Origin of the sequence: Pandoraea pnomenusa, assembly GCF_040391475.1 — a bacterium.
Classification (GTDB): Bacteria; Pseudomonadota; Gammaproteobacteria; order Burkholderiales; family Burkholderiaceae; genus Pandoraea; species Pandoraea pnomenusa_C.
Genome location: NZ_JBEBXS010000003.1, coordinates 56,488 through 70,434, shown reverse-complemented (window position 1 = coordinate 70,434; position 13,947 = coordinate 56,488). Strand labels below are relative to the sequence as shown.

Genomic DNA, 13,947 nt, shown 5'->3' with positions numbered 1-13,947 from the left:
AAAAAGGCGTTCCCTCGGGAACGCCTTTTTTATTGCCTCACGCCATGGTGTCGCTCAGAAGCCGACACTCACGCCCACCGACGAGCGAGGGCCGTACCATCCGGGTCCGTACCATCCCGGGCCATACCAGCCCGGGCCACCCCAGCCGCCATAGAAGTAGGCGTTGCTGTTGTAGTAGTTGCGCATGGCCGCATCGAGCGCCCGCTGCGCGCGCTCTTGCTCGATGGTCGATTCCTGTTCCTCGAAAATCCGCTTGTTCAGCCGCGTAAGGTCCTGCGCTTGTGCCTCCGTCATGGCAGGCGCTGCGGCGCTCGGCGGTGCTTCGGGCAGGCGCGCCACCGGTGCGTCGGGCGGCGGCAGTTGCAGCTGCGCGCAACCCGCCGCGAGCGTCAGGGAGAGCACGCCGAGTGTCCCGCCAATGCGACGAATCGCGGGGGCACCGGCGGAAACGATGGAGGCGATGGAAGCGGAGGGCGCCAAAGGCGCGGATCTGGTCATGCGTGAGTTCCCCGAGCGAATGCCTGTCGTTATCGTCGATGCTCAAACTCAGATTCGCGGGCACGCCATACGTTCCCGTAGGCTACGTAGGGCGTGCTGAAGCGACGGGGCCGCGATCCGACGGCGATCCTGCGTGGCGTGGCGCCGAGCTGGCGCGAATCAATGTTGTGCGGACGGCGCGGCGTGCGACTGCTCGGTAAAGAGCTGTGCAGCGTCGACTTTGTCGAAGTGATAGACCTGGCGGCAGAACTCGCAGGCGACTTCGACATTGGGGCGTTCGTCGAACACGCTCATGACCTCGGCTTCGCCAAGCGTGCGCAGCATGTTGGCGACGCGGTCGCGCGAACACGTGCAACGGAACGACGTCACCTGCGGATCGAACACGCGCACGGTCTCTTCCCAGAACAGGCGGTGAAGCATGGTTTCCCGATCGGTGCTGAGCATTTCCTCGCGCTTGAGCGTGTTGCCGAGCTGGCAGACGCGGTTCCACGTGTCCTCGTCCAGTTCGGGCGCCCGCTCGGCACCAATGCCGGCCGTACCACCGTGGCCCGGCAGCTTCTGCAGGAGGATCCCGACCGCGTGATCGCCGTCCGAGGCGAGCCACAGCCGCGTATCGAGCTGCTCCGAATGGTGCATGTAATGCTCGAGCACCGACGCCATATCGGGCAGCGGTCCGTGTTCGTCGGACAGGGGCACCACGCCTTGATACGGCTGCTGCCCCGGTTGCTTGACGCGCGGGTCGAGCGTGATGGCGAAGTGCGCGCGGCCGTTGACGTTCACGAGCGCCTTCAGTGTGGCGTCGTCGGGGATCTCGCCGTGGTACTTGGCGGTGGCGCGCATCGTGAGGTCGGCATTGCACTCCACGACCGCCATGCTGACCGGGCCGTCGCCGTGCAGTTGCAGGATCAGCGCGCCGTCGAACTTGACGTTGGCCGTGAGCAAGGCGGCTGCCGCCATCATTTCGCCCAGCAGGTGACGCACGGGAGCCGGGTAGTCGTGACGTTCCAGCACGGCGCGCCAGGTGGCGTCGAGGCTGACGTACTCGCCGCGCACGGGGGCGGCGTCGAACATGAATTTCTGAAGTTGATCGGACACGGTTGAATTCCTGAAAAATGCGGCAACGGCGGTCAATGTGCCGGGCGGTGGTGCGATGGACAAAAAACGCACAAACGGGGCCGAAATTGCACAAAAGCCGGGGATTGGCGCGTCAATGCTGCAGTATTTGGGGGCGCGCGCCGCATTTTCAACACGTCGGCATCGACGCCGCGCGCCGGCTGGCCGGCGCACGCCGTGGCCGGTGGCCCGTTCAGCCGATGCGCACCAACTGTTCCTTGAAGACCTGACGGCGCGTTGCGTACACATCCGCGTTGCGCTTGAGGTTCGCGACTTCCTCGTCGGTCAGTTCGCGCACAACCTTGGCGGGAACGCCCAGAATCAGCGAGCGATCCGGGAAGGTCTTGCGCTCGGTGACCAGTGCGCCTGCGCCCACCAGGCTGTCCCGGCCGATGACCGCGCCGTTGAGCAGCACCGCCTGAATGCCGATGAGCGAGTTCTCGCCCACGGTGCACCCATGCAGCATGGCCTGATGGCCCACGCTCACGCCATTGGCGAGCGTCAGCGGGAAGCCCGGGTCGGCGTGCAGCACGGCGCCTTCCTGCACGTTGGTCCCCACGCCGACCTTGATCGGTTCGTTGTCCCCGCGAATCGCCACCCCCGGCCACACGCTGCTGTTCTCGGCGAGAACGACTTCGCCGATGATGGTCGCGGTGTCGGCCACGAAAGCACTCTCGTGGATCTGCGGGGTCTTGTCTCCAAGTTTATAGATCGGCATGGCAGCTTCGGTTCGCGGTTAGAATCGACGAAATTGCTATTGTAACGTCATGGCCGATTTCACTCCTGCGCCCGGCGCCGCCGCGGCGCCCAATGCGGCGCCAGAATCCACTGCGCGCGATTTTCACGATCCCCGAAGCCCTTCCGATGACGCGGACTGCGCGCGAGCCCGCGCGTTGGCGCTGCTGCGCCTTGGCGACCCGTATGAGAAGGCCGAGGGCGTCACGGCGCTTCGCGAGGCGGTGCAGCGCGGCGCCGCGCGGTGGTATCCGGCGCGCCACCTCGAGGCGGCGGGGGCTTCCCACAACCCCGATGAGCGAGATGCCGGGGTTCCGGGGCGTCCGGCGACACCGGCGCTCGTGTCGCCAAGAGAGCTGAAACACCGGGCCGTCACGTCGGTGGAAGGGCGCGCGGCGCTTTTGCACGCGCTCGCCCACATCGAATTCAACGCCATCAATCTCGCGCTCGATGCGCTCTGGCGTTTCGACGACCTGCCGGTGGCGTATTACGACGATTGGCTGCAGGTGGCGGTGGAGGAGGCCTATCACTTCTCGTTGCTGGCGGCGCACCTCAAAACGCTGGGCGACACGTATTTCTACGGCTGTTTCCCCGCGCACGACGGCCTGTGGGAAATGGCGCGCCGCACTTCCGGTGACTGGCTGGCGCGTCTGGCACTGGTGCCGCGCACGCTCGAAGCGCGCGGCTTGGACGCCAGTCCGCCGATCAGGGCCAAGCTGGCTGGCGCGGGCGACGCAGCCGGGGCGGCGATCCTCGACATCATCCTGCGCGACGAGATCGGTCACGTGGCCATCGGGAATCACTGGTATCGCTGGGGCTGCGAGCGCGCCGGTTGCGAGCCCGTCGAGACTTATGCCCGGCTTGCAAAGCAGTACAGCGCGCCGCGACTTCGCGGGCCGTTCAATCTCGACGCCCGCCGGCAGGCGGGATTCGACGAGGATGAGCTCGCGGCGCTCCAGGCGAACGAGTGAGTCGCCACGCGACCCGTCGTCAGTCGTCTTCTGCATTTTTGAAGCCGTCCCGCCAGCCGATATACTCGGCGCTTACCCCAATCGTTTCGATCTTCAGTATCTGTCTGCGTCGAGCCTGAATCATGTTTGAATCGCGATCCGAGTTTCTGACTGTGCGCGGCCTGCGCCATCATGTACGTCAGTGGGGCACGCCTGGCGCGCCGAAGCTGTTTCTCCTGCACGGCTGGATGGACGTCTCGGCGTCGTTCCAGTTCGTGGCACAGACGCTGGCACAACGCTGGCATATGTTCGCGCCGGACTGGCGCGGTTTCGGGCTGACGGACTGGCCCGTCGCCGACGGCCGCAGCGCCAGCTACTGGTTTCCGGACTATCTGGCCGATCTCGAGGCCCTGCTCGACGTGTATGCGGCGCCGGGCGAGGCCATCAACCTCGTCGGCCACAGCATGGGCGGCAATGTCGCTTGCCTGTACGCGGGGGTGCGGCCGTCGCGGGTGCGGCGCCTGGTGAATCTGGAAGGCTTCGGTCTGCCGCCCGCGCAGCCGCTTGCGGCGATTCGTCAATTGGGCCGCTGGCTCGACGACCTGCAAAGCCCCCCGACGCTGCGCCCGTACGCCACGCTGGACGACGTGGCCGCGCGCTTGCGCAAGACCAACCCGCGCCTCACGCCCGAGCGCGCTGCATGGCTGGCGCAGCGCTGGGCACGTCAGGCGGACGATGGTCAATGGCATCTGCTTGCCGATGCCGCCCACAAGATCACGAATCCGTATCCGTACCGTCTCGACGAGGCCATGGCCGTATGGAGCAACGTGAGCGCCCCGGTGCTGCACGTCGAAGCCCGGGATTCCGAGGTGCTGCAACACTTTGCCGGGGCGCAGGGTGGGGACGTCTTCCGGGAACGCTTCGAGGTCTTTCCGAATTTGACGGAAGCCTTCGTGGCCGATGCGGGGCACATGCTGCATCACGATCAGCCGGAGGAAGTGGCGCGGCTGATCGACGACTTCTGCCGCGACCGGACGTGACGGCAACTCGCGTCACGTGCACTTGAGCGGTAGAATGAAGGCGTCATTACTACGTCACGCGCCGGTGTCTGGTGGACCAGACGGCTTGCCGGCGGCTCATCATGCTCAACGCGGATCTCCATTGTCATTCCAAGGTATCGGACGGCACGCTGTCGCCGTCTGAAGTGGCGCAGGTTGCGTTCGAGGCCGGCGTCGAGCTGTGGTCGCTGACCGATCACGACGAGATCGGCGGTCAACGCGAAGCGCGTGCGGCGGCGGAATCGCTCGGCATGCAATACGTCAGCGGCGTGGAGATTTCCATCACGTGGGCGAATCGCACCGTGCATATCGTCGGGCTCAACATCAACCCCGATAATCCCACGCTGATCGACGGGCTGGGCGCTACGCGCGGCGGGCGGGCGGCACGGGCGCAGCAGATGAGCGACCAACTCGCCGCCGCCGGAATTCCCGATGCCTATGAAGGCGCGCTGCGTTACGTCGGCAACCCCGATCTGATCTCGCGCACGCATTTCGCGCGATATCTGGTGGAGATCGGCAAATGCGCGTCGGTTTCCGACGTGTTTGCCAAGTATCTGGCCGAAGGGCGTCCGGGCTACGTGGCGCACCGGTGGGCCACGCTGGAAGAGTCGGTGAAGTGGATTCGGGGCGCGGGCGGCATTGCTGCCGTGGCGCACCCGGGGCGCTACAAGTTTTCGCCGCTGGAATTCGGGGTGCTGTTCGATCAGTTCCGCGATCTGGGCGGCGAGGCGATTGAAGTGATTACCGGCAGCCATACGCCGGAGCAGTACCGCGAGTATGCCGACGTCGCGCGCCGGTACGGTTTTCTGGCGTCGCGCGGCTCGGATTTCCATGGACCGACCGAGAGCCGTGCGCTACTCGGCAAGCTGCCTGCGCTGCCCGAGGATCTCACCCCTATCTGGAGCCGCTGGCAGTAACCTTACGACGCTATGTCGCAATTCTTCCAGATTCATCCGGAAAATCCTCAGCCACGTCTTATCAAGCAGGCCGCCCAGATCATCGACAAGGGCGGCATCGTGGCATTGCCGACCGATTCGAGCTACGCGATTGCGTGCCACATCGACGACAAGCACGCCGTGGACCGCTTGCGTCGTATTCGCGGACTCGACGAGAAGCAGTTGCTGTCGTTGCTCGTGCGCGATCTGTCCGAACTGGCCGAGTTTGCCATCGTCGACAACCGGCAATACCGGCTGATCAAAGCAACCACGCCGGGGCCGTACGTGTTCATTCTCGAGGCGACGAAGGAAGTGCCGCGCCGACTCTCGCATCCGTCGCGAAAGACCATCGGTCTGCGCGTGCCGGAACACGCCATCACGCTGGCGTTGCTCGAAGCGCTGGGCCAGCCGCTGCTTGCGACGACCCTGATTCTGCCCGGCGAGGACGAGCCGCTGAACGACCCGGAGGAGATTCGAGAAAAGCTGGAAAAGCAGCTGGATCTGGTGATCGACGGCGGTGCGTGTCCCAAAGAGCCGTCGACGGTGGTCGACCTGACCGTCACGCCGCCGGAGGTGCTGCGTCGCGGGCGCGGGGCGCTGGCGCCGTTCGGGCTGGCGTAGGCGAAAATATGCGCGGTCGGGGAAATCGGGCGGCCACCGTGCGCCAGCGTATCGTGCAATACGCGGTAATACTGGCGTGCGGGTCTGCTTGATACAATAGCTGGCTATGAATGCAGACCTGATCCAGACCATTGCGGTCTACGCGCTCCCCGTCCTCTTCGCGATTACGTTGCACGAGGCCGCCCACGGCTATGTCGCGAAATACTTCGGCGACCCTACGGCCTTTCTGATGGGGCGCGTGACGCTCAACCCGCTCAAGCACATCGACCCGATCGGCACCATTCTGGTGCCGCTCGCGCTTTATTTCATGACCAGCGGGGCGTTCCTGTTCGGTTACGCGAAGCCGGTGCCCGTGGCGTTCGGCAGCCTGCGCAATCCGCGCGTCGATACGATCTGGGTCGCGCTCGCCGGGCCGCTCTGCAACTTCGTACAGGCCTTTCTCTGGGCGGTGCTCGCCGTCGTCCTGCAACTGACGGGCGTTCACGAGCCGTTCTTCATGATGATGGCGCAGGCGGGGCTGCTGGTGAACCTCGTGATGTGCATGTTCAACCTGTTTCCCGTGCCGCCTCTCGACGGCGGACGCGTGCTGGTGTCGCTGCTGCCTGCGCGCGCGGCCTACACGCTCTCGCGCGTGGAGCCTTTCGGCTTTTTTATCGTGATGGCGCTGGTGGTGAGCGGCGTGCTCGGCCGCGTGTGGTTGTGGCCGCTCATCCAGTGGGGCCGTGACGTCATCGTCTGGATGCTCACGCCGCTGTTGTCGCTGCTTTCCTGAAGTTTTCGCAAAACATAACGAGACCATGTACCCCGAACGCGTTTTCTCCGGCATGCGACCGACAGGTCGCCTGCATCTCGGCCACTATCACGGCGTGCTCAAGAACTGGATTCAGCTTCAGTCGGAGTATCCGTGCTACTTCTGTGTGGTCGACTGGCATGCGCTCACCACGCACTACGAAACGCCGGAAGTCATCGAACAGAACGTATGGGACGTACTGATCGACTGGCTCGCCGCAGGGATCGATCCGAATCAGGCAACGCTCTTCATTCAGAGCAAGGTGCCCGAGCACGCCGAGCTGGCACTGCTCATCGGCATGAGCACGCCGCTGGGCTGGCTCGAACGGGTGCCGACGTACAAGGAGCAGATCGAGAAGCTCAAGGAAAAGGACCTGTCGACGTACGGTTTCCTTGGCTATCCGGTGCTCATGGCGGCCGACATTCTGCTCTACCGCGCACTGCACGTGCCGGTCGGCGAAGATCAGGTGCCCCACGTGGAGATGACCCGCGAAATCGCGCGGCGCTTCAACTATCTGTACGGTCGTGAAACCGGCTTCGAAGAGAAGGCGCTGGCTGCGTCGAAGAAGCTCGGCAGCAAGCGCGCGAAGCTGTATCTGGAGTTGCGCACGGCGTACCAGGAGCAGGGCGACGACGAAGCGCTCGAACAGGCGCGTGCCATGCTTTCCGAGTCGCAATCGCTGTCGATGGGCGATCGCGAGCGTCTTTTCGGCTATCTCGAAGGCGCGCGCAAGCTGATTCTTGTCGAGCCGCAGGCGCTGCTGACGCCGGCGTCGCGCATGCCGGGGCTCGATGGCCAGAAGATGTCGAAGTCTTACAACAACACCATCGGCCTGCGCGAAGACGCAGAATCGATCACGAAAAAAGTGCGCACGATGCCGACGGATCCGGCACGCGTGCGTCGCACCGATCCGGGCGATCCGGAGAAGTGCCCGGTGTGGCAGTTGCATCAGGTCTATAGCGACGACGACACGCGCGAATGGGTGCAGAAGGGATGCCGCAGTGCCGGAATCGGTTGCATCGAATGCAAGCAGCCGGTCATCGAGGGCATTTTGCGCGAGCAGCAACCGATGCTCGAGCGCGCGCAGAAGTACATGGACGATCCGTCGCTGTTGCGCGCGATCGTGGCCGACGGCTGCGAAAAGGCCCGCAAGTCGGCGCAGGAAATCATGCGCGACGTGCGCGAAGCCATGGGACTGTCCTATTCATGACGTCTGCGGCCGCTCCCGGGATGGTGCATGGCACCGGTGCGCCGTCGCCGTGGCTCGTGCGCTGGGCGCATCTGATTGCCCCCGGTGCCCACGTGCTCGATCTCGCATGCGGTCACGGACGTCATGCGCGCTGGTTGGCCGCGCGCGGGGCGCATGTCACGGCCGTCGATCGTGATGCCGCGGCGCTTGCCACGATGGCAACGCTGACCGGCGTGACGACGCTGATCGCTGATCTCGAGGGCGCGCCGTGGCCGTTCGCGCCGGGCGAGACCTTTGATGCGGTTGTCGTGACGAACTATCTGCACCGGCCGCTGTTCAACGCCATCGCCGCGAGTGTTGCGCCGGGCGGTGTGCTGATTTACGAGACCTTTGCGCACGGAAACGAAAGGTACGGGAAACCGTCCAATCCGCTGTTTTTGCTGGCGCCGGGCGAGTTGCTCGCGGTCGCAGGCGAGGCGGGACTGCGCGTGGCGGGCTTCGAAGACGTGACATTACCGGCGCCGCGCGCGGCCTGTGTGCAGCGCTTGTGCGCCACGCGTGCCGCCCCCGGGGAAAACCCCGGCACTGCCGCGCTGTACGAGGCGGCTGCGTAATCCGCTACAATCCACCCTTATCGCTGAATTGTTCGATCAACCATGACTACCCAAACTCCGATTCAAGGCAGTATCGTCGCGATTGTCACGCCGATGGCAGAGGACGGCAGCCTTGACCGCGAAGCGCTGCGCAACCTGATCAACTGGCACGTCGACGAAGGCACGGACGGTATCGTGATCGTCGGTACGTCGGGCGAATCGCCGACGGTCAACGTCGAAGAGCATTGCGAACTCGTCGAGATCGCCGTGCAGCAAACGGCCGAAGCCGGCAAGTCGCGCGGCCGCAAGGTGCCGGTGATCGCCGGTACGGGCGGGAACTCGACCGCAGAAGCCATCGAACTCACGAAGCACGCCAAGAAGGTCGGCGCCGATGCGTCGCTGCAGGTCGTGCCGTACTACAACAAGCCGACGCAGGAAGGGCAGTACCAGCATTTCCGCGCGATCGCGGAAGCTGTCGACCTTCCGGTCATTCTCTACAACGTGCCCGGCCGTACCGTGGCAGACGCCAGCAACGACACGCTGCTGCGTCTGGCGCAAGTGCCTGGCATCGTGGGCGTGAAAGACGCCACCGGCAACCTGGATCGCGGCATCGACCTGATCCGGCGTGCCCCGAAGAGCTTCGCCGTGTACAGTGGCGACGACCTGACTGCCGTGGCGCTGATGCTCATGGGTGGTCAGGGTAATATCTCGGTCACCGCGAACGTGGCACCGCGTGCGATGCACGATCTGTGCGCCGCTGCGCTGGCCGGTGACGTGGCCAAGGCCCGGGAACTGCAATTCAAGCTGTTCGAATTGCACCGAGCCATGTTTGTCGAAGCCAATCCGATCCCCGTGAAGTGGGCGCTGCAGAAGATGGGCATGATCGCGTCGGGCATTCGCCTGCCGCTCACGCCGCTTGCGCAGCCGTGCCACGAGACGGTGCTCGCTGCCCTCAAGTCGGCCAACATCGCCGTTGTCTAACCTGTCGTTCAGGCACCCGGGTTCGTTGCCCACCCCTTTTTTTGCGACTCATGAAACGAATCGTCAGTAATTCCGTAGCTCGTCCCGTGCTGGCATGGGCCGCTATTGCCTCGTTGGCCCTCGTTGCCGGATGCAGCTCGCTCTCGAGCGCGCTGTCGTCGGACAAGGTCGATTACAAGAGCTCGAAGACGGGCCCCTCGCTCGACGTTCCGCCGGATCTGACGAACGTTCAGGCCGCAGACCGCAAGTATGTGACGCCGGGCGGTACCGCCACGCTGTCGAACTACGAAACCCAGCAGAAGGTCGTTGCTGCCAACCCGACGGACACCGTGCTGCCGGACGTGCCGGGCATGAAGGTCGTGCGCGACGGCAACGAGCGTTGGCTCGTGATCCAGAAGCCGGCCGGCGATCTGTGGCCGACGCTGCGTGAGTTCTGGCAAGAAAACGGCTTCGTGCTGACGATCGATTCCGCCGATACCGGCGTGATGGAAACCGACTGGGCGGAAAACCGCGCCAAGCTGAATCAGGACATCATCCGCGATCTGCTCGGCAAGGTGCTCGACGGCCTGTATTCGACCGGCGAACGCGATCGCTTCCGTACCCGTGTGGAACGTGATCCGAACGGCGGCACGGACATCTACATCACGCATCGTCGCATGGTCGAAGTGTTCACGAACTCGCAGAAGGACACGACCAAGTGGGAGCCGGCGCCGAACGATCCCGGTCTCGAAGCGATCATGCTGACCAAGCTGATGCAGCGCTTCGGTGCGCAGGCCGATCAGGCCAAGGCGCAGGTCGAGAACGCCAAGTCGACCGGTGGTCCGACGAGCCAGGTCGTGAAGACGGCTGACGCCGCTTACCTCGACATCAACGAGCCGTTCGATCGCGCATGGCGTCGTGTGGGCGTGGCGCTCGATCGCGGCAACTTCACGGTGGACGACCGCGATCGCGCGAAGGGTCTGTACTTCGTGAGCTATGTCGATCCGGCCACGCTCGCCAAGGACAACGGCTTCTTCTACAGCCTGTTCCATGCGAAGGAAGTGCAGGATAGCAAGAAGGCCAAGAAGTTCAGCGTGAACGTTCAGGGCCGAGGCGACAGCCAGACCCGTGTGCAAGTGCTCGACGACAAGGGTAACGTCGACAACTCGCAGATCGCGCAGACGATCATCAGCGTTATCGGCAACCAGCTCCGTTAAGGCGGGGCGTGCGGTTCGCCAGTTTAGGCAGCGGCAGCGAAGGCAATGCCCTGCTGGTGGAGGCGTCGGAAGGCGCCTCCACGACGCGTATTCTCCTCGATTGCGGTTTCTCGATGCGAGAGGTCGAGCGGCGCCTGGCGGCTCGCTCGATCGACGTGGCGTCGCTCGACGCCATCGTGATCACCCACGAGCATGCCGATCACATCGGCAGTGCGCTTTCCCTCACACGCAAGTACCGGATTCCGCTCATCATGAGCTGGGGCACGGGGCAGGCCGTCAAGGTGCATGCCACGCTCAAATCCGACGGCGACGATACGCTGGTGCGCTGGTGTCGTTCCGATGAGCGGCTGTCGGTCGGCGATCTCGAGCTTCATCCCTATACGGTGCCTCACGACGCGCGTGAGCCGCTGCAATTCGTCTTCTCCGACGGTGTGCGACGTCTGGGGGTGCTCACCGATGCCGGTTGCCCGACGGCGCATCTCATCGCCACGCTCGGCGGTTGCGACGCCCTGGTGCTCGAATGCAACCACGACCGTGAGATGCTCGCCAACAGCAAGTATCCGCCGTCGCTCAAGGCGCGCATTGGTGGCACATATGGCCATCTGGCGAACGATTCTGCAGCGGAGATTCTCGGGGCTATCGACAGAGTTCGGTTGCAACGGGTGATCTGCGCGCATTTGAGCGAGCAGAACAACACGCCGGAACTCGCCATGGCGGCCATGTCGGCGGTCATTGGCACCGAGGCGACGGAAATTTTGGTGGCGACGCAGGCGGGCGGTTTCGACTGGCTGACGTGCTAGTGCGGTGAATTGCGAGGGCTACTAGGGAGCACTCTGGCGCGTGCAGCCGATAGCGGCGCGCAGGCGGGTGAGGCAGGGAAGGAAGGCGAGGGGAAACTCAAGCGAAGGACAATAAAAAAGCCGGTCGAAAGACCGGCTTTTTTTGCTCAACTGCCGTGAGGCAGCGAGAGCTTACTTGCTGGCAGCAGCGTCAACAGCCGAGGCAACAGCGTCAGCAGCAGCACCAGCAGCCGAAGCGGCCGTGTCAGCAGCAGCGCCAGCAGCCGAAGCAGCGTCCGAAGCAGCAGCGCCGGCAGCCGAAGCAGCGTCCGAAGCAGCAGCAGCAGCCGAAGCGGCAGCGTCAGCGGCCGGAGCAGCGGCTTCTTCCTTCTTGCCGCAGGCGGTCAGGGCGATAGCCAACAACGAAGCGACGAGGAGAGACTTCTTCATGATCACGTCCTTTTATGGTAGAAGACAAGCGAATGAATAATTAGTTACGGTAATACGCTCTTGCCAGCGCAAAGCCGATTGCGAGACATTGGCAATTGAGGATTACCCTTGGCTATGCAAGCTGCTTGGCGAGAAATTATATTGGGTTTTCCCCAACGCGTCACGTCAATCTCGCGCAATTACCCCGCTTTTTTCCTTACAGCGCGCAACTTTCGCACCGGCCCCGAGTCCGGCTCGAGTTGTAGCCATCCCGAAGCATACCAATCGTACAGAATTTCAACGATTTCTTGGTCTTTTTGCTCGAAATTCGCACATTCCGTTGCATTTAGCTTTCGATGATCGGCGAGCATGCGCAACGTTGATCGCGTGCTGGCGGGGACTTCAAGCGGCTCGCCGTTCACGTAGTAGCGGTTGCGTCGATACAACAGCTGTGTCTTGGGTGATAGCGAAACGCCGCGCGACGCGGCTTCGCGCGCGAATTTGTCGACGGAAATCGGGCGCTCGGGCGGATCGAAGAACACATGCGACTTCGGCTCGCTCAACCAGCGGCCGAGGAAATCTTCCACTTCCTTTTGTCCCCATCGCACCTTCTCCAACTGCGACATCAGCGTGTCGATCATGGCATCGGGCAGCGCAGCGGGATGTTTGACGGCCGATTGCTTCGGATCCGCGTATCGACCCGCGAAATGGCGTGCGAATGGCAGGTCGGCTGCGTTTTCCGCGAGGTAGTACAGGAAGTTCTCCAGCATTTCCTGTTCGAGCGGCGCGCGAAAGCCAATGGAGTACGTCATGCATTCGCCGACGGCAACGCCGTCGTGCGCATAGCCCGGGGGCAGATACAGCATGTCGCCCGGCGCCAGTACCCATTCCTCTTCGGCGTCGAAGTGCTTGAGAATGCGCAGCGGCACGCCTTCCTGCCACGTGGTGTCTCGCTGCGGCCCGATGCGCCAACGGCGCTGGCCGTGCGCCTGGAGCAGGAAGACGTCATACGAGTCGAGGTGCGGGCCTACGCCGCCGCCATCGGTCGCGTAGCTGATCATCACGTCATCGAGACGGGCGTCGGGAATGAAGCGAAACTGTTGCATGAGCGCATCGACGGCCGGTGCGTGAAGATTCACGCCCTGCACGAGCAGTGTCCACTGCTTGCGGGTGAGCGGCGGCAGGTCGTCGGCGTCGAAAGGGCCATGCGCGAGTTGCCACCGCTTGCGGGCAAAGCTCACGAGACGAGATTCGACGTCGTCCTGCGCCGCGAGCGCGAACAGTGCGTCACGCGAAAGGGGGGCCGTAAAGCCGGGAATCGCCTGTCGAATGAGCAGTGGACGCTTGTGCCAGTAGCGCTTCATGAACGCGTCGGGCGCGAGGCCGCCGAGCAGGGGCGATGAGGGGAGGGATGTCGTCATGCGGAGGTCGTCGCGTTGCTCCGAGTGATTGCCGGGTCGCTGTCATACGGCTGCGCGTATAATGCGGGCTGTTTTTCGGAGAGTTTGATGAAGATCGAAAAGAATACCGTCGTCTCGGTGACTTACAAGTTGTCGGACGCTCAGGGCAACCTGATCGAAGAAAGCGGCGCCGAGCCGATGGTCTATCTGCACGGCGGCTATGATGGCACGTTCCCCAAGATCGAGGAAGCGCTCGATGGGCATGACGTCGGCTACGCCACGCAACTGCAACTGGAACCGACCGATGCCTTCGGCGACTACGATCCCGAGCTGATCAAGGTCGAGGAACGTGGCCGTTTCCCGGAACCGCTGGAAGTCGGCATGCAGTTCGAAGGCACGCCGGAAGACGGCGAAGACGAGGCCGACACGCTCATCTACACGGTGACCGACGTGGCTGAAGACAAGGTCGTGCTCGACGGCAACCATCCGCTCGCCGGCATGGCACTGCGTTTCGAACTGACGGTGGCTGACGTGCGTCCGGCGACGGAAGAAGAGATCGAGCACCAGCATGCGCATGGCGCATCGGGTCTCGAGATCGTCGACGAAGACGAAGACGACGCGCCCACGCTGCACTAAGCGTCAGACAATTTGCGTTGCGCGATGGCTGTCACACGCGCTGC

Annotated in this window: 16 protein-coding genes; 11 read left to right on the top strand and 5 right to left on the bottom strand. The window is 63.7% G+C overall.

The genetic code is table 11. The features are described 5' to 3' along the window. Nucleotides 1–54: 54 nt before the first annotated feature. From ABWO90_RS04465 to ABWO90_RS04455, 3 genes are all read right to left on the bottom strand, one after another. On the bottom strand, nt 55–498 hold the full coding sequence (locus ABWO90_RS04465; protein WP_353189997.1) for a hypothetical protein: 444 nt from the start codon (nt 496–498) through the stop codon (nt 55–57). 159 nt (nt 499–657) lie between these two features. Continuing rightward, entirely contained in the window at nt 658–1,593 is a 936-nt protein-coding gene (gene hslO / locus ABWO90_RS04460) for an Hsp33 family molecular chaperone HslO (RefSeq protein WP_353189996.1), read from the bottom strand. Between the two features lie 211 nt (nt 1,594–1,804). Further along, nucleotides 1,805–2,329 (bottom strand): gamma carbonic anhydrase family protein, encoded by a 525-nt coding sequence (locus ABWO90_RS04455; protein WP_353189995.1) that lies wholly within the window; start codon nt 2,327–2,329, stop codon nt 1,805–1,807. Between the two features lie 49 nt (nt 2,330–2,378). Here ABWO90_RS04455 and ABWO90_RS04450 point away from each other — a divergent pair, with 49 nt between their 5' ends. From ABWO90_RS04450 to ABWO90_RS04405, 10 genes are all read left to right on the top strand, one after another. After that, nucleotides 2,379–3,317, top strand: coding sequence for a ferritin-like domain-containing protein (locus ABWO90_RS04450; RefSeq protein WP_353189994.1), 939 nt, complete (start codon nt 2,379–2,381; stop codon nt 3,315–3,317). 122 nt (nt 3,318–3,439) lie between these two features. Then, nucleotides 3,440–4,336 carry an alpha/beta fold hydrolase gene (locus ABWO90_RS04445; protein ID WP_353189993.1) on the top strand — a complete coding sequence of 299 codons (897 nt, stop codon included), beginning with the start codon at nt 3,440–3,442 and terminating at the stop codon, nt 4,334–4,336. Between the two features lie 101 nt (nt 4,337–4,437). Then, nucleotides 4,438–5,271: a 3',5'-nucleoside bisphosphate phosphatase gene (locus ABWO90_RS04440; protein WP_353189992.1), complete on the top strand. Its 834-nt coding sequence runs from the start codon at nt 4,438–4,440 to the stop codon at nt 5,269–5,271. Between the two features lie 12 nt (nt 5,272–5,283). Next, nucleotides 5,284–5,910 (top strand): L-threonylcarbamoyladenylate synthase, encoded by a 627-nt coding sequence (locus tag ABWO90_RS04435; RefSeq protein ID WP_353189991.1) that lies wholly within the window; start codon nt 5,284–5,286, stop codon nt 5,908–5,910. 106 nt (nt 5,911–6,016) lie between these two features. Next, complete coding sequence (locus ABWO90_RS04430) at nt 6,017–6,682, top strand: site-2 protease family protein (RefSeq protein WP_353189990.1); 666 nt, start codon at nt 6,017–6,019, stop codon at nt 6,680–6,682. Between the two features lie 25 nt (nt 6,683–6,707). After that, entirely contained in the window at nt 6,708–7,910 is a 1,203-nt protein-coding gene (locus tag ABWO90_RS04425) for a tryptophan--tRNA ligase (RefSeq protein ID WP_353189989.1), read from the top strand. Next, complete coding sequence (locus ABWO90_RS04420; protein ID WP_353189988.1) at nt 7,907–8,503, top strand: class I SAM-dependent methyltransferase; 597 nt, start codon at nt 7,907–7,909, stop codon at nt 8,501–8,503. Before ABWO90_RS04425 ends, ABWO90_RS04420 begins: the two co-directional genes overlap by 4 nt. 42 nt (nt 8,504–8,545) lie before the next feature. Then, entirely contained in the window at nt 8,546–9,463 is a 918-nt protein-coding gene (gene dapA, locus ABWO90_RS04415) for a 4-hydroxy-tetrahydrodipicolinate synthase (protein ID WP_353189987.1), read from the top strand. A gap of 50 nt (nt 9,464–9,513) precedes the next feature. Beyond that, complete coding sequence (gene bamC, locus ABWO90_RS04410) at nt 9,514–10,659, top strand: NlpB/DapX family lipoprotein (RefSeq protein WP_353189986.1); 1,146 nt, start codon at nt 9,514–9,516, stop codon at nt 10,657–10,659. A gap of 8 nt (nt 10,660–10,667) precedes the next feature. Beyond that, entirely contained in the window at nt 10,668–11,459 is a 792-nt protein-coding gene (locus ABWO90_RS04405; RefSeq protein ID WP_353189985.1) for an MBL fold metallo-hydrolase, read from the top strand. Nucleotides 11,460–11,630: 171 nt separating this feature from the next. On the opposite strand, the gene ABWO90_RS04400 is transcribed toward ABWO90_RS04405, so the two are convergent. Both ABWO90_RS04400 and ABWO90_RS04395 read right to left on the bottom strand, forming a co-directional pair. Further along, on the bottom strand, nt 11,631–11,888 hold the full coding sequence (locus ABWO90_RS04400) for a hypothetical protein (RefSeq protein ID WP_353189984.1): 258 nt from the start codon (nt 11,886–11,888) through the stop codon (nt 11,631–11,633). 179 nt (nt 11,889–12,067) lie between these two features. Beyond that, nucleotides 12,068–13,288 (bottom strand): ribosomal protein uL16 3-hydroxylase, encoded by a 1,221-nt coding sequence (locus ABWO90_RS04395; RefSeq protein ID WP_353189983.1) that lies wholly within the window; start codon nt 13,286–13,288, stop codon nt 12,068–12,070. Between the two features lie 87 nt (nt 13,289–13,375). On the opposite strand from ABWO90_RS04395, the gene ABWO90_RS04390 reads away from it, so the two are divergent. Further along, nucleotides 13,376–13,903 (top strand): FKBP-type peptidyl-prolyl cis-trans isomerase, encoded by a 528-nt coding sequence (locus tag ABWO90_RS04390; protein WP_353189982.1) that lies wholly within the window; start codon nt 13,376–13,378, stop codon nt 13,901–13,903. Nucleotides 13,904–13,947: the final 44 nt, after the last annotated feature.

Coding starts and splice junctions, on each gene's coding strand:
- ABWO90_RS04430 (WP_353189990.1), top strand. CDS start 6,017: ATGAATGCAGACCTGATCCAGACCATTGCGGTCTACGCGCTCCCCGTC.
- bamC (WP_353189986.1), top strand. CDS start 9,514: ATGAAACGAATCGTCAGTAATTCCGTAGCTCGTCCCGTGCTGGCATGG.
- ABWO90_RS04425 (WP_353189989.1), top strand. CDS start 6,708: ATGTACCCCGAACGCGTTTTCTCCGGCATGCGACCGACAGGTCGCCTG.
- ABWO90_RS04450 (WP_353189994.1), top strand. CDS start 2,379: ATGGCCGATTTCACTCCTGCGCCCGGCGCCGCCGCGGCGCCCAATGCG.
- ABWO90_RS04420 (WP_353189988.1), top strand. CDS start 7,907: ATGACGTCTGCGGCCGCTCCCGGGATGGTGCATGGCACCGGTGCGCCG.
- ABWO90_RS04445 (WP_353189993.1), top strand. CDS start 3,440: ATGTTTGAATCGCGATCCGAGTTTCTGACTGTGCGCGGCCTGCGCCAT.
- ABWO90_RS04390 (WP_353189982.1), top strand. CDS start 13,376: ATGAAGATCGAAAAGAATACCGTCGTCTCGGTGACTTACAAGTTGTCG.
- ABWO90_RS04435 (WP_353189991.1), top strand. CDS start 5,284: ATGTCGCAATTCTTCCAGATTCATCCGGAAAATCCTCAGCCACGTCTT.
- ABWO90_RS04465 (WP_353189997.1), bottom strand. CDS start 498: ATGACCAGATCCGCGCCTTTGGCGCCCTCCGCTTCCATCGCCTCCATC.
- ABWO90_RS04455 (WP_353189995.1), bottom strand. CDS start 2,329: ATGCCGATCTATAAACTTGGAGACAAGACCCCGCAGATCCACGAGAGT.
- ABWO90_RS04395 (WP_353189983.1), bottom strand. CDS start 13,288: ATGACGACATCCCTCCCCTCATCGCCCCTGCTCGGCGGCCTCGCGCCC.
- ABWO90_RS04400 (WP_353189984.1), bottom strand. CDS start 11,888: ATGAAGAAGTCTCTCCTCGTCGCTTCGTTGTTGGCTATCGCCCTGACC.
- ABWO90_RS04440 (WP_353189992.1), top strand. CDS start 4,438: ATGCTCAACGCGGATCTCCATTGTCATTCCAAGGTATCGGACGGCACG.
- dapA (WP_353189987.1), top strand. CDS start 8,546: ATGACTACCCAAACTCCGATTCAAGGCAGTATCGTCGCGATTGTCACG.